This window comes from Microbulbifer variabilis (genome assembly GCF_052467165.1).
The window spans coordinates 4,323,311-4,342,043 of the sequence record NZ_CP174301.1 but is presented as its reverse complement, the minus strand read 5'-3'; the positions used below and the strand labels follow the sequence as shown (position 1 = coordinate 4,342,043).

Annotated in this window: 13 protein-coding genes; 7 read left to right on the top strand and 6 right to left on the bottom strand. The window is 46.2% G+C overall.

From position 1 onward, the window contains the following. Nucleotides 1-124: 124 nt before the first annotated feature. Genes tssC through tssH form a run of 5 tightly spaced genes read left to right on the top strand, consistent with a single transcriptional unit; the run spans nt 125 to nt 7,722 of the window. Entirely contained in the window at nt 125-1,612 is a 1,488-nt protein-coding gene (gene tssC / locus ACJJIP_RS19325; RefSeq protein ID WP_282951864.1) for a type VI secretion system contractile sheath large subunit, read from the top strand. Nucleotides 1,613-1,616: 4 nt separating this feature from the next. Next, nucleotides 1,617-2,090 (top strand): type VI secretion system baseplate subunit TssE, encoded by a 474-nt coding sequence (gene tssE / locus ACJJIP_RS19320; RefSeq protein ID WP_020413598.1) that lies wholly within the window; start codon nt 1,617-1,619, stop codon nt 2,088-2,090. Continuing rightward, nucleotides 2,090-3,919 carry a type VI secretion system baseplate subunit TssF gene (gene tssF / locus ACJJIP_RS19315; RefSeq protein ID WP_020413597.1) on the top strand — a complete coding sequence of 610 codons (1,830 nt, stop codon included), beginning with the start codon at nt 2,090-2,092 and terminating at the stop codon, nt 3,917-3,919. Before tssE ends, tssF begins: the two co-directional genes overlap by 1 nt. Beyond that, entirely contained in the window at nt 3,883-5,013 is a 1,131-nt protein-coding gene (gene tssG, locus ACJJIP_RS19310) for a type VI secretion system baseplate subunit TssG (RefSeq protein WP_020413596.1), read from the top strand. The genes tssF and tssG overlap by 37 nt, the downstream gene beginning before the upstream one ends. A gap of 39 nt (nt 5,014-5,052) precedes the next feature. After that, nucleotides 5,053-7,722 (top strand): type VI secretion system ATPase TssH, encoded by a 2,670-nt coding sequence (gene tssH / locus ACJJIP_RS19305; protein ID WP_444945816.1) that lies wholly within the window; start codon nt 5,053-5,055, stop codon nt 7,720-7,722. 97 nt (nt 7,723-7,819) lie between these two features. On the opposite strand, the gene ACJJIP_RS19300 is transcribed toward tssH, so the two are convergent. The 6 genes from ACJJIP_RS19300 to ACJJIP_RS19275 form a co-directional block, all read right to left on the bottom strand. Then, the gene (locus ACJJIP_RS19300; protein WP_282951859.1) at nt 7,820-8,974 is read right to left on the bottom strand and encodes a lipase family protein; all 1,155 of its coding nucleotides are present in this window, start codon (nt 8,972-8,974) and stop codon (nt 7,820-7,822) included. Nucleotides 8,975-8,995: 21 nt separating this feature from the next. After that, nucleotides 8,996-9,400: a DUF6795 domain-containing protein gene (locus ACJJIP_RS19295; RefSeq protein ID WP_020413593.1), complete on the bottom strand. Its 405-nt coding sequence runs from the start codon at nt 9,398-9,400 to the stop codon at nt 8,996-8,998. A gap of 583 nt (nt 9,401-9,983) precedes the next feature. Next, complete coding sequence (locus ACJJIP_RS19290) at nt 9,984-10,277, bottom strand: PAAR domain-containing contractile injection system baseplate protein (protein WP_020413592.1); 294 nt, start codon at nt 10,275-10,277, stop codon at nt 9,984-9,986. A 2-nt stretch (nt 10,278-10,279) separates the two neighbouring features. Further along, nucleotides 10,280-10,858: a DUF6931 family protein gene (locus tag ACJJIP_RS19285; protein ID WP_020413591.1), complete on the bottom strand. Its 579-nt coding sequence runs from the start codon at nt 10,856-10,858 to the stop codon at nt 10,280-10,282. Nucleotides 10,859-10,874: 16 nt separating this feature from the next. Beyond that, on the bottom strand, nt 10,875-12,782 hold the full coding sequence (locus ACJJIP_RS19280; RefSeq protein WP_282953526.1) for a type VI secretion system Vgr family protein: 1,908 nt from the start codon (nt 12,780-12,782) through the stop codon (nt 10,875-10,877). Nucleotides 12,783-12,945: 163 nt separating this feature from the next. Further along, entirely contained in the window at nt 12,946-13,434 is a 489-nt protein-coding gene (locus tag ACJJIP_RS19275) for an Hcp family type VI secretion system effector (RefSeq protein WP_020413589.1), read from the bottom strand. A 596-nt stretch (nt 13,435-14,030) separates the two neighbouring features. On the opposite strand from ACJJIP_RS19275, the gene ACJJIP_RS19270 reads away from it, so the two are divergent. Beyond that, a complete protein-coding gene (locus tag ACJJIP_RS19270; protein ID WP_444945815.1) occupies nt 14,031-16,649 on the top strand; it encodes a bifunctional serine/threonine-protein kinase/formylglycine-generating enzyme family protein in 2,619 nt (872 codons plus the stop codon). Between the two features lie 73 nt (nt 16,650-16,722). Next, complete coding sequence (locus ACJJIP_RS19265; protein WP_444945814.1) at nt 16,723-18,684, top strand: ShlB/FhaC/HecB family hemolysin secretion/activation protein; 1,962 nt, start codon at nt 16,723-16,725, stop codon at nt 18,682-18,684. Nucleotides 18,685-18,733: the final 49 nt, after the last annotated feature.

The following is an 18,733-nucleotide window of genomic DNA, read 5'->3' as shown; positions in this document are numbered from 1 at the left end:
GCCCGCCTGTTTGAGGCGGGCCACCTCTTCAAAGGGCCTTGCTCAAGGCCAGGATTCTGTCGAGTCTCTCAGGAACAATGCTTGTGGGAGTTTTCCGGTGCCTTGCGCAACACATGACCAGATAATGGAAGATCACGTAGACGTACTACCGGAAAAGTTGGCCAAGGGAGAGCAGAGCGAACTTCGGCGCTTTTTAAGTGAGCCGGATGATCTGTTTGCCTTTGAATATTGGCTAACTGAAATTTGTCCCTGCTCAAAGAAGGATAATTTTTCTGTTCGCCAGTATCTCAGCCGCGTGATTATGGAGCTGGATGAGCTTATTTGTGATCAGGTAAATCGGATCATTCATCACCCTCGCTTCCAACAACTCGAAGCAAGTTGGCGTGGTTTGTCCATGCTGGTTTTTAATACGCCGCACTCGGACAATATTAAGATCAAATTACTGGATGCCAACTGGCGGGATTTGAGCAAAGATATGGAAAGAGCTCCGGATTTTGATCAGTCCGGTCTTTTCCACCTAATCTATAACGAGGAGTTCGGCACTCCGGGTGGTGAGCCATTTGGCCTACTACTGGGCGATTACTATATCTGCCATCGACCAATGCCGGATCACCCCTACGATGACGTATTTACACTGCAGGGGATAGCGCATACGGCAGCAGCTGCTTTTGCTCCTTTCATTTGTGCCGCCACTCCGTATCTCTTTGGTATTGATCATTTCGATGACCTTGCAAAACCAATCCAGTTTTCCGAAGTTTTTCGCCAGAAAGAGTATATTCGCTGGAATAGTTTGCGCGACCTGGAAGATAGCCGCTTTGTTGCGGTTACCCTGCCGCATGTACTAATGCGCGAGCCTTACAGTGTTGAATTTTCCCGCTATCGTGGATTGCGATTTCAGGAGCAGGTTAATGCCTCTCACAACCGACACTATTTATGGGGTAATGCCTGTTTTGCCTTAGGCGCCGTGCTGCTGCGTGAATTTAGTGAGGTGGGATGGTTTTCCCATATTCGTGGCGTAGCCCGCGATCACCTGGGTGGCGGTCTGGTAACCCAGTTGCCGAAAATACCCTATAGACCGGATAGCAATCCTTCGATGGTGCGTATGTCCACCTCGATTCTGGTTACAGATTTTGCGGAAAGGGATTTGTCTGAGCTGGGATTTGCCTGCTTGAGCCACTGTTATGATACCCCTTACAGCGCATTTAATAGTGTGCCGTCTCTACAAAAGGCTAAGCAATACACCTCGAAAGCCGCCACAGCGAATGCGCGTATCAGTTCCATGTTACAGCAGATTCTTTGTGCGTCCCGCTTTGCACATTATATCAAGGTAATGATCAGGGATAAGGTTGGTGCCTATATGAATGCCGCTGACTGTGAACGCCAGTTACAACAGTGGCTCGATCGTTATACCACTGGCCGTGACGATCTTTCGTGGGAGATGCTTGCGCGCTATCCATTGCGCGAGGCACGAGTCAGGGTGGTTGATGAGCCTGGCAAGGCAGGTAGCTATCAAAGTGTTATCCACTTGAAAAGTCATTATACCGTTGATCATTTGGTTTCTGAACTGAAGCTGACTACGGCCTTGGCGACCATAGGTGTAGGAGGCACTTAGGTTTATGGCAAAGGAAAAGCGCCTGCTGGCACCGGTTCTGGACAGACTGCTGGATTCTTCTAGCAGAATGGATATACATCAATCCCATCAGGTTCTGAGGCAATTACGTGAGGGAGTGCGACGCGATCTCGAGTACCTATTTAATACGCGCTATCGCTGTATTTCTGCTCCTGATGGACTGGATAATCTTGAGCACTCTAATATTAATTATGGTCTCCCGGATTTATCCACAGTAAATTTATCTTCATTGGGCAGCAGGAAACAGTTTTGCCGGGATATAGAAAAAACAATCCTAAATTTTGAGCCAAGAATTCGCTCGGTAAAAGTCACAACCCAGGAAAAGGTTGATGTAGAGGATCCGAGTATTCGTTTTCGAGTCGAAGCTGTATTGCATGTGAACCCGGCGGCAGAAGTGATTGTGTTTGATTCGGCCCTGAACCCTGTGACCCAACTGGTAGACGTGTCTGAGATTATGTAATGAGTGAAAAATTAATCGATCTCTATGAGCGCGAATTAGCCTTTATTCAGCAAACTTCTGCTGAATTTGCTCGGATGCATCCCGCAGCGGCCTCGCGATTACAATTGGATGCGGAAACAGTTGACGATCCTCTCGTGGGACGCTTGTTATCGGGTTTCGCTTATATGAATGCGAGGGTACAGCAGAAACTCAGCGATGATTTTCCCGAGCTGACAGATGCTATGCTGGAAACCCTTTATCCGCATTATCTAAGGCCAATTCCCTCCTGCGCTATTGTACAGTTTGAGCCGGATGCAGATCTCGATGCTATCACTCCGGTGGCAGCTGGTACTTTATTGGAAAGTGAAAGCTTTCAAGGACAGACCTGCCGCTTTACTACTAATTATCCGGTAGATATCAGTCCATTTCAGCCCGTGAGCGCTAGTCTGATGCCCAGGCCCTTTATTGCACCTGGTTGTAATGATATCCAGGGGGCAAATGCGGTTCTTAAATTGTCCTTAAAAGCTTTGAGCCCGGATTTAAGTTTTGCGGAAATGACACCGGAAAATTTGCGTTTTTTCCTGCGCGGTCAAGCTACGCACGTATATGCTCTTTACGATTTGTTGCTGACAAAGTGTGTAAAGTTGGTAGTAGCCAATGGTGAGAGTGACCCTAAACCAACATTTCTATCTCCTGATGATATCAAACAGGTAGGGCTGGACGAAGATCAGGGATTGTTGCCTTACCCCGATACAGCATTTATTGGCTATCGGCTACTGACAGAATATTTTGCTTTTCCAGAAAAATTCCTATTTCTGGATATTGCCAATTTGCAGAATGCTCTGAATGAGAGCTATGGTGATACACTAAATCTCTATTTCTATCTTTCTGAAACCCATGAAGAATTGGAAAAACAACTGGTTCCCAGTATGTTTGCCCTTGGCTGCACTCCGGTAATCAACTTATTTAGTCAGAGTGCTGATCCAATCCCCTTGAGTCACACTCAATATAATTATCATATTGTGCCCGATGCTCGCCGCAGTGATGGCTTGGAGATTTATTCCATTGACGAGGTCGCTGCGACAGATGGTGATGGAGAAACGACCAATTACCGACCATTTTATGGCATTAAGCATAGTCAGCATCATGCGGAGCAATCGGCATTCTGGTACAGCCAGCGCAGAGATGTTATTGAAGGTGAGCATCGCAATGAACAGGCTTCAGAGGTTGATATCAGCCTGGTAGATCTCGATTTTAATCCACACAGAATCAGTGACCAGACGCTGGATATCAAGCTAACTTGCTGTAATCGCAATTTGCCAAAAAAACTACCCAGTGGAAATTCGCAACCTTATCTAGAGGTGGTGGATGGAGATGTTCCAGCCAGTCGTATTTCCAGTGTGGTTGCGCCAACAGCGACATTGAGACCTCCGAGAAGAGAGCGTGGTTTCTGGCGATTAATTTCACACCTGAATTTGAATCATCTTTCACTATCAGGTGATCAGGGTTGTGACGCGCTCAAGGAGATATTCAGGCTATATGATTTTCGCGATTCTGCCAGCACGCGCAACTTAATTGAGTCGTTGCTTAAGTTGCAAACCAAGCCTGTTACCGCACCGATACAGATCGATCAGAGTGTAGTTTTGTGCCGGGGTACTGAAGTGGAAATAGAACTCGATTCTATGATGCTTACTGGTACTAGCCCACTCTTATTTGCCAGTATTATTGAGCGCTTTTTAGGACTCTATTGCTCTATTAATTCATTTACCAAATTGATTGCCACTATGAGTGGCAGAGATGGAGACTTGAAGAGATGGCCACCTCGCGCCGGCGAAAAAGCTTTACTGTAATAGAGCGGCTGCGCCGAGAACCCTACAATTTCGACTTTTTTCAGGCTGTACGTCTGGTAGAGCGGGCAGTGTCAATGTCGGATGGCGGGTTCTGTAAAGAGCCTATTGCCGGAGCCGCACCACCATCCAAAGAATTGGTTCGTTTTAGCGCTCAATCGGGGCTTTCATTTGTTGGGTCAGACGTTCTACGCCTTGAGAAAAAACAATCCGTTGGGGCACAAGGGCAGGACGCCGATGTCAGCCAATGGCATATGGAGGTTGGGTTTACCGGTTTGATCGGTAGTCAGGGGGTTATGCCTTACTACCTGACTGAGCTTGTGCAAAAAGAGCTGAGGGAAAATAACACGGCTCTGCGTGATTTTCTCGATATGTTCAATCATCGTCATGTGTCACTGCTCTACCAAGCTTGGTACAAATATCAACTTCCAGTGAATTATGAACGGCAGCGCCTGCGCACTGAGCGTGAACCTGATCTTTTCACCCAAGCTATTGCTTCCCTGGCTGGACTCGGCACGAGTGAAATGCGTTACCGGATGCCTATACCTGATGAGGCAATGTTGGGAATGGCCGGCCACCTTGGTCAGGAGCGATGCTCTGCGGCAGCTCTGACCAGTATGATCAAGCACTACTTTAATCTTATCGTGAGTATTGAGCAGTTCCAGGGGCAATGGGATGCGCTACCCAAAGATATTCTCTGTAGACTCCCGTGTGATGAGGCTCCTGATGGGGTGAATAATTGCCTTGGTACCAACACGATCCTGGGGACTCATTGCTTCCAGGCACAGAATAAATTCCGGGTGATTATAGAACCAATGGCCTATGAGCAATTTATGACAATTGCTCCTGGAACCCAGAAATTGGAAGCATTAAAAGCGTTTATTAAGTTTAGCGCAGGTATTGAAATGGATTTTGAACTTTCCGTATCACTGCCTTCCAAGCAAGTGTCACCGGTACAGTTAAATCGGAAATCTGAACATGAGCCCCTGCTGGGATGGAATACTCATATGGCCAGTGAGCAGGAAGCTGTAGATCCAGTGCAGATTACGCTAAGTGCTGAAAATTTATCACCCGATGAAGCTTTACCAGCAGCATAAGTAATATTTAACAATAATTTTTAAAAGGACCTTTACGCCGTGATTAATATTGATCTGAAGCGGTTAGTGGATACCATGACACCGCACATGCGTGACTCTCTTGAGGGGGCTGCCGGCTTGTGTTTGGCACAGAACCAGTACAATGTAGAGTTAGAGCACTGGCTACTCAAATTGTTGGACCAGTCTGATACAGACCTGTATCACCTGCTGGAAAAACATGATTGTAACCCAGCCAATTTCGCCAAACAGTTGGCAACGGCAATTGCTGGGTTCCGTTCCGGAAGCAGCCGCCCACCGGCGCTGTCTCCGACTATTGTAGAGGCAGGTAAAAATGCCTGGATGCTTGCTTCAATTGACTATGGCCATCGTGCTATCAGTTCCGGGCATTTCCTGGCGGCGCTATTATTGGAAGAAACTTCCCGCCGACAAATCCTAGAGTCTTGTCCCGAACTCAAGAATATAGCCCCGGAATCTGTCCGTGAAACAGCTAGAGCGATGTTTGGTCAGAGCGGAGAATCCAGCCATGTAGGAGCTGCGGCAGCCAGTAGTGATGGAGCTGCTGCGGTGGCCGCAGCGGCCAGCAAGGCGCCGGCGTTGGACAAGTACACTATTAACCTCACCGAAAGAGCCAAAAAGGGTGAGATCGATCCTGTACTCGGCCGAGATGAAGAAATTCGCCAGTGTATCGATATCCTAACCCGTCGCCGACAAAATAACCCAATTCTTACCGGCGAAGCCGGTGTTGGCAAAACCGCCGTCGTGGAAGGGTTTGCATTGCGCATTGCCAGTGGTGATGTACCAGAGCCATTGCGTGGTGTCGCTGTACGTACACTCGACCTCGGCCTGTTACAGGCGGGCGCCAGCGTAAAGGGCGAGTTCGAGAATCGCTTGAAATCGGTTATCGAAGAAGTACGCGCTTCAGCTACGCCAATAATTTTATTTATTGATGAAGCCCACACCATGATTGGTGCTGGTGGTAAGGAAGGACAGGGTGATGCGGCTAACTTGCTGAAGCCCGCGTTGGCCAGGGGGGAATTGCGTACTCTCGCCGCAACGACATGGGCGGAATACAAAAAATACTTCGAGCGCGACCCAGCCCTCACCAGACGCTTCCAAGTGGTAAAAGTGGAAGAGCCAGATGAAAACAATGCTATTGATATGATGCGTGGTATTGCTACTTCCCTGGAACAGCATCACAAGGTGCGTATTCTGGATGAAGCAGTTATCGCATCAGTGAAATTGTCCCATCGCTACATTCCCGGCCGCCAGCTTCCCGACAAGTCGGTAAGTCTATTAGACACCGCCTGTGCTCGGGTGGCTTTGAGTCAGTCGGCTACGCCGGGGGCAATTGAAGATGCTCGGATTAATATTAATCGCACTACTACCACTCTGGCCAAGTTGGAACGTGAAAATGCGGCAATGGGTGAGCACGAAGAGCAATTGGCTGAATTGAGAGAGTTTAAGCAAGCTGAAGAGCAGCGCCAGGCCTCTCTGGAGCAGCAACTTACTCAGGAAAATGAGCTGATTGAGCAGATTCAGAAACTGCGTGATCTGATTGACGCTGAGTTTGTAAAAACTCAGGGTGGTAATATTGAAGAGACTCCCGATGCTGCCTTGTTGGCAGACTACCAAGAACAACTTAAAGTTCTTATCTCTGATCTGGAGGCGATCCAGGGAGATACACCACTCATGCAGCCTGCGGTGGACGAGCAGGCAATAGCTGCGGTAGTTGCCAACTGGACTGGAATCCCGGTAGGCAAAATGGTGAGCGATGAAATTGTTGCAGTGAAGACACTGGCCGACCGGCTGAATAAGCGTGTCATAGGACAGCCACACGCAATTGAAGCCGTTGCCCAGGCAATCCGTACCTCCCGTGCTGGGTTGACTGATCCCCGTAAGCCTGTCGGGGTATTTATGTTCTGCGGTACCAGTGGTGTGGGTAAAACCGAAACTGCGTTGGCTTTAGCGGATGAGCTATTTGGCGGTGAGCAAAGTATTACCACAATTAATATGGCTGAGTTCAAGGAAGAGCATAAAGTTTCCATGCTTCTGGGCTCTCCACCAGGGTATGTTGGTTACGGAGAAGGTGGTGTGCTCACTGAAGCTGCACGACGTAAGCCTTATTCAGTAATCCTGCTAGATGAAATGGAAAAAGCCCATCCGGGTGTGCAGGATATTTTCTACAATTTGTTTGATAAAGGCACAATTAAGGATGGTGAAGGTCGTGATATCGACTTTAAGAACACAGTTATTATCATGACTTCAAACGCTGGTGAAGACGCTATCAGAGCTATCTTTAACCAAGTTGAGGAAAAGCCTGAACCGGATGTATTGTTGGATAATATCCGTCCTCATCTGTTACAGAAATTCAAGCCGGCTTTCCTCGGCCGGGCTAATGTAGTTGCCTACTACCCGCTGGATGACGAGGATCTGGTTGAGATTTGTAAAATCAATATGCGCAAGATTGAGAAACGAGTGCGTGAGCACTACGGAGCATCTTTCTCATATGATGAGGATGTACTTATCAATATCGTAGCGCGATGTCATGAAGCTGATACTGGCGCCCGTAATATTGAGGTGATCTTAAATAAAACTCTGTTACCTGAATTGGCTAGTGAGTGCCTGGATAAGATGGCGAAAGGTGAAGAAGTTAAGGTAATTAAAGTTTCCGCGACTGAAGAAGGTGACTTTGCCTATAACGTAGAATAATCAGAAAACTAGCCCAGTAGTGGAGTCAACTGGATTGCACTACTGGGCTGGGTACCACTTAATGCCATATTACTATAGTTACTTCTGCTAAGTCAGATTAATGAATCATTCTTCCTGCTCTCATTACTAAGTCAGAGATAGCCCGATGCATACGTAAGAACACCATGCGCATAAATGAGACCGTGATGTCAACTCCTTCCACAATAGTCATACCTATTAACTGAGCAAATCTACGTATTAGCCGCATTACCCAGAAGGAAATATCTTTACTTACTTGGTAGGCGTTATGTAGGAATATTGCCAACCTGTCTAAGATGGTAAATGTTGTACTTCCTGCGACAACCAAAGAGATTCCAGCCAAATGACCGATCTTCTTTAAGACCCAGAGTAACGCCTCTCCTGCAATCCAAGCGGTATTCATGGATAATGAGAGAATACCATCTGATTTAAGCCAGGCTTCGATACTTTTATCCAAATTACCTTTAGGCTTTCTTTGTCTAACAGTATCCCAATCTAGACTTGTTTCATTCGGTGCGACAGAGTCAATATAGGTTTCGCTGCTATGATTAGTAAGAGGACTATAGCTTGGGCTTGGTAGTTCAAAATCTCCTATTCCACCGCTCGGTACATGAACAAATGGCCAAGTAGGCACCATAGGAACAGCATCGGCTCGATGATAAACTCGGTAGATATTGTGAGGAGTTAATCGGCGTTTACAATTATTGGAGAATTGATCAAGTCCAACCCTGGGGCTCCCATAGGTGTAGAGTTTTACAGTTTTTCCTGTGTTAGAGGAGAGCCAATCTGCAGCTAGAGTCGCTAGAGCCCCACCCAGGCTATGTCCAACGCAGTGTATTGTATGTATGTTAGATGGAAGATTTTGAGAAAAATTTTCTAGCTGAGGAAAGAAACTTTCAAAAGTATAGTAGAAGCCCTGATGTACTGACCCGCCAGTATGGAATCGTTTAATACCTGCATTTAGATCTGTTAATAGGTCGTAACCGCTGGCAGTTCCTTTCAGAGCTACAAAAGCCTGCCCTTTAAAGTTATCTTTACCACATGTCGCGATGCCCATTGCGTGAGTACTTTTTATTAGAGTAAAAGCACCTGTTTTCCCTTGTATTTTATTGGGGAGGTTTTCTTTTATGTCAAAGTCATCCTTGTATAGATCAAAGAAAATCTCTTGGTCATTAGGTTTCTTGATTAAGTAAATATCTGCAGCAAGCTGAGCACTATATTGTGGTGTGAGCATTATTTTGAATCCTTTTTATGGTTAAATAAATTTGCAAGAAGTCTTTACCGCTGACTTGAACTTTCTTTCTGTTTTTGGCTCGTCAGAGAGTTCACACGATAGATTAATTGGGTCACCGTTCATTTCTGAGTTTTCACCAGGATTTCTTTTTGCATAAATCCAAATTAAATAGTTATTATTTTCATATTCTACGTTTATGCTTTGTGAGGAAATAAACTCTACAGGCAGCACCTGAGTAAATGAATTTTCAAATTTTGCAGGAAGATCAACATTTCCGTCTTCATCTGAAGTAAAGAAGTCAATTTGCTCATCTTTCCAGTCAATCGTGCGAATAATTTTTGCGCCTACGGCAGGTTCACCATTTAAGGTGAGTCGGATTTTCATTTCTGAAAATGTGCATGCTTTTAGCGGGTTTAAAAATGCCATTCCGTAAGTTCCTCCTGAAATAGATAGAAGAAGTAAAATTATTAATGTGATTTTGAGGGGCAATATTTTATTGTGCATAAGAGTAAGTTTTTCATGTTAAGATTTATGGGCTGAATTTTTAGATTTATAATTTTAAAGCTGACAAGGTTTTTTCATCTTGCCTGATTCTATTTGACGCTACCTTTGGATGAATGCCATGGGTGTATGCGCTAACTAAAGAGTAATTTTTAATATTATCTATGACAAGTTAGCCTTTGTTTCCTAAGAACTATTTATCCAGTTGTAGCTGCAGGGCTGTATTCTATGAAGTGCAAGAAAAGACCTGAAGTTAATATTTGCACTTCATCCTGAGTGGATAAGAATATATAAATTTATGTGCAGCTAATTAGCTTTGAAGCTAATGGATATCAGGCTAAAAAAATAAAGAGGCTACTTGTTTTTGTACGTAGCCCAATTTTTCGTTACTGTCACCAGATTATTTTAAGATAAATAATCGCTTGTTTGTCTAAACAACGGTAGGTTCTTTATTATTTGCTCAGACAATCTATTGTTTATATACAAGGCGCCATAGGTGGAATATTATTTAGCCACCGATCAGTACTGTGGGGCATCCGATTACAATCTTGCCGCCATGGCCAGTTGTATCTCCCATGCGGGCAGCAGGCTTCTTTTGCAGCAGTACGGTAGTGCTGCCCATAGCCACAGTATCTGGTGGTCCTACACAGGTACAGGCACTGCCAACCGTAGCTGAGGGCATTCCGCCGATAATGACCGTTGGAGCACCTGGGCTGAGGATCGGCCCGCCGACGTGAGGTACAGTACCTGTCACCATCGGACAGACATGCATATCCGTAATCCGTGAAGCAGGCTTGCCCATATTTAGTCCTCTATCCTGCCATTACCGCCACGTGCCAGATCCAACCCTTGATTCATGTATCTTGCGAATCTTTTGCCGGGATCCACTGGATCAGATAAAACTGCAGCGAGAGTGACACTACCAGCGACGGCGTGTGCATAAAGATGTTCTGGCGGCTCAACCACAGGCTCACCTTCCGCCGCCAGACTTCCATGGCACCAACTCGCTGCTGTAGCAGCCCAGCTCGCTGGGGTTTTGTGCTTGGTTTTATCGCCCAGGGTTTTGCACTTTAACCGAGTCTCTTCGCTGGGTTTTTTGGCCCAGCTTTCCGCAGCAACTAATGCATTTACATTGTCTTCATCAGTTTCTGGGCTTTGAATATCCCGAGCTGCGAGACAGGCCCACCAAACAGCTTCCCGTTTGGGGAGCCCATGTGCCAATAGTTTGATCGCATCGGGATAAAGACCCGCGTCAACCAGTTGGTTAATGCTGACCTCGGGTGCAGTATCGGGCACCAGGTGCTCTTCCGCTTCTTCACTCACCTCAAAATTTTTTAGCAGCTCCGCCGCGGTAAGTGCTTGTACTTTGATCAGGTCAGTCATTCTTAGTTAATCCCCATCAGTTGATCATAGTCACGCCGCCTTTCAGGGTAAGCATGCCGCCGCCTTTAACTTCAGCTGTAGCATCTCCCTTGCAGGAAAGCATTGTACCTTTGATGGTGATTCCCGCTGGGGTTAGCTTAATACTACTGCCCCCAACCTTTAATTCAATTGAAGCTTTTGAGGATATTTTGATAGCCCCCATAGCATCTGTGGTTTGCGAGCCTTTGCTAATCTTGAGTGTGTGATTGCCTGAACCAATCGTGACAGTCTGGTTTCCTTTATCCACATTCAATTTTTGGTCACCTTTGGCAATGGTGACTACTTCGCTACCATCAGTTACGGTGATGCTACGATCCTGTTTAACTTCCAGAGTTTGCTTGTTTTCTATTTTGCCAGTTTGGTCATTATGGATAACAAAGTTGTGATCCTTACCGGCTTCCATATAGATTTCTTCGTTGCCACCTTTGTCATCAAAGCGCAACTCGTTAAAGGTGCTGCCCTCATACTCGGTTTTCCAGCCACTTTGGGTGGCGGTATAATTGGGGCCTGGATTATCGCCGTTATATACTGCACCGGTAATCAATGGTCTATCCGGGTCGCCATTAATGTAGGTAACAACCACTTCCTGGTTTACCCTGGGTACAAAGTTTGCCCCCCAGTTTTTTCCGGCAAAAGACTGCATCACTCTGACCCAGCAACTATTTTGTTGTGAGTTCCAGGGGAACTTCACTTTCAGTTGGGTGTAGGGGTCCTGAGAGCTGTCGGATGCGGTTGCTTTTACTTCCAATACACGTGCCACTTGTGGTGAGTGTATTTTCTTTGCAGAAACATTCGGCTGTGGGCGTGGCATTACCGCAGATGGAATACAGCTGAAGGTATTGTGGAAGTGGGTTTCGTTACTGTTACCGTCTGCAGCTGAAACATGCACAGACGTAATAAGATACTTCCCCTTTTCTGACGACAGGCTGTGGTCAAAATTAAAACGTCCGCCGGCAGTAAAGGAGGGGCAGTCACTACGTCCATGGCTGACATCAAATAGCGCTTCCTGTGCTTCCATAGCACGTTCTGCCAGTGCTTTATGGTAGCTATCAGTAAATTTGTGTTTGTGTTCACCATCAGCCTGGAAGTGGTTCAGGCCATATAAGCCGCGCATGTAGTTAGAAACATCATTCAGCTTACTGGTGGTTTTAACTTGCTGCTTATTGTCTTTGGTAGCAGTAAATTCACTGTAATCTTTGAGCTCAAAACCGCCGCCATGGTAGTTGAAGTTTCTTCTCCAGCTACTCACTGTGTTTTTTGTGGGATGGCTACCGCCTCCGTCATACTCAATTTTTTCACTTTCACAGTCGTAAAAATCTTGAGGATCATCGCAGAGTACAAGCTCATGCTGCCCTTCAGAGTGCTTGAAGTAGTAGGAAATCCCCTCTTCAGCCATTAAGCGATTGATAAATTCAAAGTCGCTTTCATCAAACTGTACACAGTATTCACGGGTGATGTATTCGGCATTTAGCTTTAAGGTCAGTTTGATAACCTTGCTGTATTCACCGAGCACTTCTTCAAGAATTTGCTTGGCGGACTTCTTTTCGAAAACTCTGTTGGAGCCTCCTAGGCTCGTGAACCACAGGCCAGGTTGAAGAATTGCGCTATAACTACGCACGCCTTCGGCGTTTACATCGTGAAGGGAGAACTGGGTAACATAGCCGTTAATATGGCGTGGTGTCTCAGAGTGGTGAATCGAAACAGTTACTGGTTTGCCGACAAGATCTTTTTGCTCAATAGCGTGATCATCAGAAAGAAGTTGTACTTCATAGCGGAATAGCTTGGAGACATGCTCCTCGCCTTGTAAGGTCGTTGCGATCAAAGCATCCGAGCCGACTGGGCTGTCGACCGTAATCATTCTTTTATCTTGATTGAGTGTAGCCATGGGCAGCCCCAACTATCCCTACGGTGCCAAATAAGAAATGAGACTTTAGAAATCTGCAGTTCTTTAGGTCAGTGCTCGTATAAGCACTCAGCTAAAGAACTGGAGGGCGGTAGCCCGCAGGTACTCTGCAGGCCACCGTTCAACCCGAAAAGAGTCGAACCAATTACAGCGGAGTCGCTGTGGTGAGGTCGTATCCAACCTTCATGTTCTTCGGGTTCTTGTTAGTCTTATCAGCGTGGTCGAGTTCGGCTTCGATTTTGGCAAAGCTCAGAGATACGGACTCCTGAGGAGCACCGCCGGCAGAAGCACCAATGCTGTAAGAGGAGATGATTACGTCAGTCAGCTTGTAAACCGCGTACTTTTCTACAGAGTTGGCGCCGGTCTGTACAACATGAATCTCTACGGGCACACCTTCGTCGCCAGTGACAGAAGACTTGAACAAACCACCGGAAGAAGCGTCAATACGCTTGGTGAAAGTGACTTCGCTCAGGCTGGGGCGAGAGGCTTCACGGTTGGAGGTAGCACCGGCTTCCATGGTGATACCGCGGCCAACACCAAAGTTGAAGCTGTCAACTTCGATCCAGTCTTCGTAACCTTTGGCGGTGACGTTGCCTTTGGTGGCTTTGTTATTGAAGTTCATGTAGATAGCCATGGGGATTCCCTCTTGGTTGGCTTTTGATGTTGGTGGTTAATCCTTTACCACGGCGATGAGTCAGTAGCTCAGGTAACGTCGCAGTGGCAACTGGGGTGATTTAAACAGAGAGAAAAGCAAAAAAAAACCATAATTTTTCGTTATTTAATCGACTCTGGCACCAATTATCCGAAGCCCTTTTACTGTTGTTGGGTATATGCCCGCTGAGCGTATTCGACTCTGACACCAATTAAATATACAGAGAATTACGGTTTAATTTTCCGTCCCGCCAAAATTTGGAAGAAATATGAAAATATTAAGAATTGTTAGCTTCCTTGCACCAATTAAAATTATTTCAATTATCGGGGTTGTTTAAAAAACATGCATGTAAGCCTATGTAATTGGTTGTATTCATTGGCAAGCATTCCGGTTAGCTGCACCACTACTGGGATAGTGTACTTATGACGCCTGTAGGCAAATTATTTTGAATATACCTTGATTGTTGCTCCTTAACCTGTTCGATATACTTTGCCACTTTAAATTACCTTAATTGATAAGCCCGTAACATTTTTGTTATGCATTTGGATATTTGGTAATACTTTCCCAAGGAGGCGGAATTGAACGATAAGACACGTATTGTTCGGCCGAGTGGCTCTCCGCCCGGCCCGGAGCAAGCTGCAGGTGGGTTAACGGAAGATGGTGATGTCACTGTCGTTGTGCGCCAGGATGCTACCGGTTCAAATGACCATCCGCCAGTTCGTGGAGCCCAAGCGATAATTCCCAATGCTGCTGCAGATTTTGGGACTGATGCTACCGTCTTCAGTCCGGCCCCGCACAAAGCTTCTGTTCAGCAAGAAGTCGGCACTAAGTTAGAAGGTGGAATACCGGCTAATCCCATCGATACTCCTGACTCTTTCGAACCCTTACCCTCAGGTGCTGTTACAAAGACCGTGATTAAAGGGCGTTTTGAGCTTGACAAACTCTTGGGTGTTGGCGGTATGGGGGCAGTTTATAAAGCTCTCGACCGCCGAAAATTAGAAGCTAACGACAGCGAACCCTATGTCGCTATTAAGCTGTTAAACGATGATTTTCAGAAGCACCCTGATGCCTTTATTTCCCTGCAACGTGAGGCGCGTAAGTCTCAAACTCTAGCCCATCCTAACATCGTAACGGTTTATGATTTTGACCGTGATGGTGACCGCGTCTTTATGACGATGGAATTCCTGGAAGGGGCACCCTTAGATAAGCTTCTGCGAGATCATGCAGATGTGGGGCTTGAACCAGAAAAAGCGCGATCCGTATTTACGGATATTTGTCAGGCACTGATCTATGCGCATTCACATAAAATCGTCCACTCCGACTTTAAACCGGGCAATATTTTCGTCACCAGTAAGAAAGGCGCAAAGGTTTTTGACTTTGGTATTGCGCGAGCAGTATCGGAAGGAGGAATTGCGAATAAAACTGGTGAGACCACTGTATTTGATGCTGGCAGTCTTGGGGCACTGACGCCCGCTTATGCGAGCTATGAGATGTTGAAAGGGGGAGAGCCAGCCCCCTCTGATGATGTTTATGCACTGGGCTGTGTGGCCTATGAATTGTTTTGTGGTCGCCATCCCTATGACAAAACTCCTGCGGATAAGGCTTTTGAGCAGAAGTTACGTCCAAAGCGCATCAAGGGGCTGAACCGCAGAGAATGGCGTGCCCTTGAGTCTGCCTTGGAGCTGAAGCGGGAAAATCGTACCGATACCGTCGAAAAGTTTGTGCAGGCATTCTTTATTAGTAATACCTGGAAATGGGTTCTGGGTAGTGCCTTTGCCATGATGCTTATTGGCGCTGGATTTGGTTATAACCACTTGGAGCAGCAGAATACCGCCGAACAAGAGAGGGTAAAAATAGAGCTTGAACGAAAATTGCAGCAGGAGCTGTTAGAGCGCCGAATCAGTGATAAGAAAGAAGCGATTAGCCGGCTGATTAACTTGAGTATCTTAACTCCCGCCTGGGAGAACGACCTCCGTCTGGAGCTGAAGGAATACTCAGAGCTGAACCCTGGTGATGATGACTTTCTGGATGCCTCACGGCGTGAGATATCTGAGCTGTTCTTAGCTGCCGCAACTGGTCAGCTTAACTTGGGTAACCTGGACCAAGCCGACCTAATGCTTCGAAGTGCTGCTAACTGGTATGGGGTATCCAGCCGGGCAGTGGCGATTAAATCCCAGTTGGCGACTGATAGGGAGAATTTACAGGCACGTCTTGAAGCTGAGCGTTTGGAGGCTGAGCGAGAAGCGGAGCGCCTGCGCTTACAAGAAGAGCGGGCCGAGCGTCGTCGTCTGGCTACAATCAAGCAGAAACAGGTAGATGCGATTCTCAATGAGATGGAAGCGGTTCTGACTTGCAGCTTTGATATGAATGTGGGGGCTATTGGGGCGCAACTTTCCCAGCTCGCGAAAGTGGACAATATCAAGGCCCAGCAGATTCGTCCGGTTATCGGTGAAGAACTCAGTACCTGTGCTTCCAATCTGGGTGCAAAAGACCCGACCCAAACAGAGGCTCTGGTGGATGAGTTTAGGGCGCTTCTCCCCAGCTATCAGCCTCTGAAAGAGCTCAAGCTGGACTTCTGTGGGCACCTGGTACCAGGAAGTGGCGGTAGAGGAGATCGCTACAGTTGTCGTGATCGTCTTGCAGATGGTAGCAAAGGCCCGGCGATGGTCGTTATCAAAGGTGTAAGTGGCAGGCCTCTTGCTGTTGGTAAATATGAAATAAGTAATCTTGATTTGAAGCAATTCTGCAGTATCACTAAGCAGTGTAATTCGCTGGAATTCGGTGCCGACAATATGCCAGCTAATAACGTGTTATTAACTGGTGCAGAGGCATACCTAAGTTGGTTAAGCGACGAAACTGGTTATAGTTACCGTCTACCCACCGAGCAGGAATGGTTTGCCGCAGCCAGTGCGAATGGTCAGGAAGAGCTGGCTGATCGAAATTGCCACCTTAAATATGGTGGTATCGAGAAGGGAGCTGAATTTGTCCCAGCGCAATCCGGCTCTTCTAATAGGTTTGGCTTGGTGAATTCAGTCGGCAATGTGCAGGAGTGGGCACGTGGCACCGATGGTGAGTTGCTGGCCTTAGGGGGTAATCGCTTGGACCCCATGAGTCGCTGCCTGGCTACAACAAAGCGGCTCCATAATGGTCAGGCAGATGAATTTACAGGGTTTCGCATCGTTAGGGATGTTAACTAAATAATTGTAATTCGGCCTTTCCCAATTAGAAGTTCAGGGGGGCAAATAAATAAGAATTTTATTTGGGGGAGTTATGTTCTGGCTCAAACAAAGCAAACTGGCACTCTTTATTAGTGCCAGTTTTATGCTACTGCAAATGCCTGCTAAAGCTCAGGAGGAGGACTCCAGCTTTCGAAGTCGTGTAAGGCAGGCATTCGATCAAAATACACCAACTGTTAGCGAAGTAGATGTAACAAAAGACTATCTCCAGCGGACTTTTGAGGCGGAGGACCCAAACCTTAATACTGAAATCCCCGAAATTTCCCAGCGTAATCAAGGGCCACGTATTACTGTCAAAGAGTTTCGGTTTCACAGGTTAGAAGAGTATCCAGAATTTGGTATTGAGCGCACCACCATCGAGAAGATGGCTGAGGATTTGCGCATTAAATATATGAAGGAAGATAAGATTCTTGCCAGTGGATATACCGTAGAAAATTTGGAAGAGCTGGCTATCTTACTGGGAAACATGAATGCCCAATTTAATCCGGGAGGCCTTGGCCCTGCAGAATTAAAAAAGCTGGTCAGTGTTATAGAGAAGCAAAATAAGGAACGTGGACTAAGTTATGGGGACCTGGAAGATATAGCTGCAGAACTTACTAACTTTTATCGCCGTCAAGGCTTGTTCCTTGCTCAAGTACAAATACCTGCGCAAGACGTTGAAAATGGTGTAGTTACTCTCACTGTTCAGGAGGGGCTGCTGGGACAGGTTGTTGCTGAAGATAATGAGCGTTACGCCCTGGATCAACTTGCAGAGCCTTTCGAAGGCCAAAGAGGGGAATTGGTGAACCATGAAAGTATTGAGGAGGGGTTATACCTTCTCAATGATCTACCGGGCCTAAATGTTACTGGGTATTTTAGCGCTGGTGATAATCCTGGAGAAACCAAACTTAATTTGAAAGCGCGTGAAACAAGCTCTTATAAGGCTTCTTTAAGGTTGGATAATCATGGTTCTCTTTATACAGGTAATGAAAGAGCCTATGCCACGGTTGATTGGCTGAATCCACTGGGTATAGGAGATGCGTTAACGGTAAGCTATTTAAAATCTGCTCTTGAAACGGATGAAAAGCTTGGTTCTGATTTGGGTCAAATTAGATATAGTTTCCCTGTATTTTCTCCTCGTACCAGACTAGAGATTTCGGCAGATCATAATGAGTTTAATCTCTACGATGAAGAAAATAAGGAAAATGTTATCAATGCACTCAATATATCCGGTGTCAATAAAAGTTATGCCGTTTCTCTAGATCATAAATTCCGTCGCTCTCGGGATTTCAATTTGACAGGCTCTTTCGGAATAACAGAGAAGGAATCTGAGCTTGAGGGGGCGATTGCTTTTACAAACGATCATGTTTATGGCGGTGAGGTTGGTGTTTATTTGGATAGTCTCTCTAATGGCCTTTTTTCCATGTTGAATATAATGAATGTGAATCTTCAATATGGTGAGCATCAGAATGATGTTGAAGCTGGCAGAGGGGATGATTTTAATAAAGTGGCGATCAATACCAGCTCTTTGCTTTTTCTTCCTATGCCTTTTATAGATGAGCAATCAAGACTTATCCTGAAAGGACGAGCACAATATAGCGAAAGCAACTTACCCGGGTTTGAACAGATGTCATTGGGTGGGGCTAATGGTGTACGAGCATTTGCAGTGAGGGATTTTTCCGCTGATAAAGGAGCGGTCTTATCTGCAGAGTGGTACGTGAATTTTCCTGAAGCGATCAATCCGGTTCTTTTCGGACAGCGCTTAAACGACATTGTACAGGTTGCCCTTATAGCAGATGTTGGTTATGGCTTTGTTAATAACTACGAAGAAACACTTGATGATGATTGGGCCAGGTTCTCTGGGGCGGGTGTACTCTTCAAGTTCAGTTGGGATGATCGGTTCTCAAGCAAAGTTTCTATGGCTTGGCCAATTATGTCGAGTACCTCGATAACAAATATTGCTGTTGGTGAAGATGAGCCAACGGTTTATGCTGATTTTTCAATTTTTTATAACTAATTATTAAATTTCTGAATTACTAACGAAAACAAAGTTCCTCTTCGCAGGG

What these genes read in the sequence shown, in the direction of transcription:
- tssC (WP_282951864.1), top strand. Translation starts at nt 125, where the DNA reads ATGGAAGATCACGTAGACGTACTACCGGAAAAGTTGGCCAAGGGAGAG.
- tssE (WP_020413598.1), top strand. Translation starts at nt 1,617, where the DNA reads ATGGCAAAGGAAAAGCGCCTGCTGGCACCGGTTCTGGACAGACTGCTG.
- tssF (WP_020413597.1), top strand. Translation starts at nt 2,090, where the DNA reads ATGAGTGAAAAATTAATCGATCTCTATGAGCGCGAATTAGCCTTTATT.
- tssG (WP_020413596.1), top strand. Translation starts at nt 3,883, where the DNA reads ATGGCCACCTCGCGCCGGCGAAAAAGCTTTACTGTAATAGAGCGGCTG.
- ACJJIP_RS19300 (WP_282951859.1), bottom strand. Translation starts at nt 8,974, where the DNA reads ATGCTCACACCACAATATAGTGCTCAGCTTGCTGCAGATATTTACTTA.
- ACJJIP_RS19295 (WP_020413593.1), bottom strand. Translation starts at nt 9,400, where the DNA reads ATGGCATTTTTAAACCCGCTAAAAGCATGCACATTTTCAGAAATGAAA.
- ACJJIP_RS19290 (WP_020413592.1), bottom strand. Translation starts at nt 10,277, where the DNA reads ATGGGCAAGCCTGCTTCACGGATTACGGATATGCATGTCTGTCCGATG.
- ACJJIP_RS19285 (WP_020413591.1), bottom strand. Translation starts at nt 10,858, where the DNA reads ATGACTGACCTGATCAAAGTACAAGCACTTACCGCGGCGGAGCTGCTA.
- ACJJIP_RS19280 (WP_282953526.1), bottom strand. Translation starts at nt 12,782, where the DNA reads ATGGCTACACTCAATCAAGATAAAAGAATGATTACGGTCGACAGCCCA.
- ACJJIP_RS19275 (WP_020413589.1), bottom strand. Translation starts at nt 13,434, where the DNA reads ATGGCTATCTACATGAACTTCAATAACAAAGCCACCAAAGGCAACGTC.
- ACJJIP_RS19265 (WP_444945814.1), top strand. Translation starts at nt 16,723, where the DNA reads ATGTTCTGGCTCAAACAAAGCAAACTGGCACTCTTTATTAGTGCCAGT.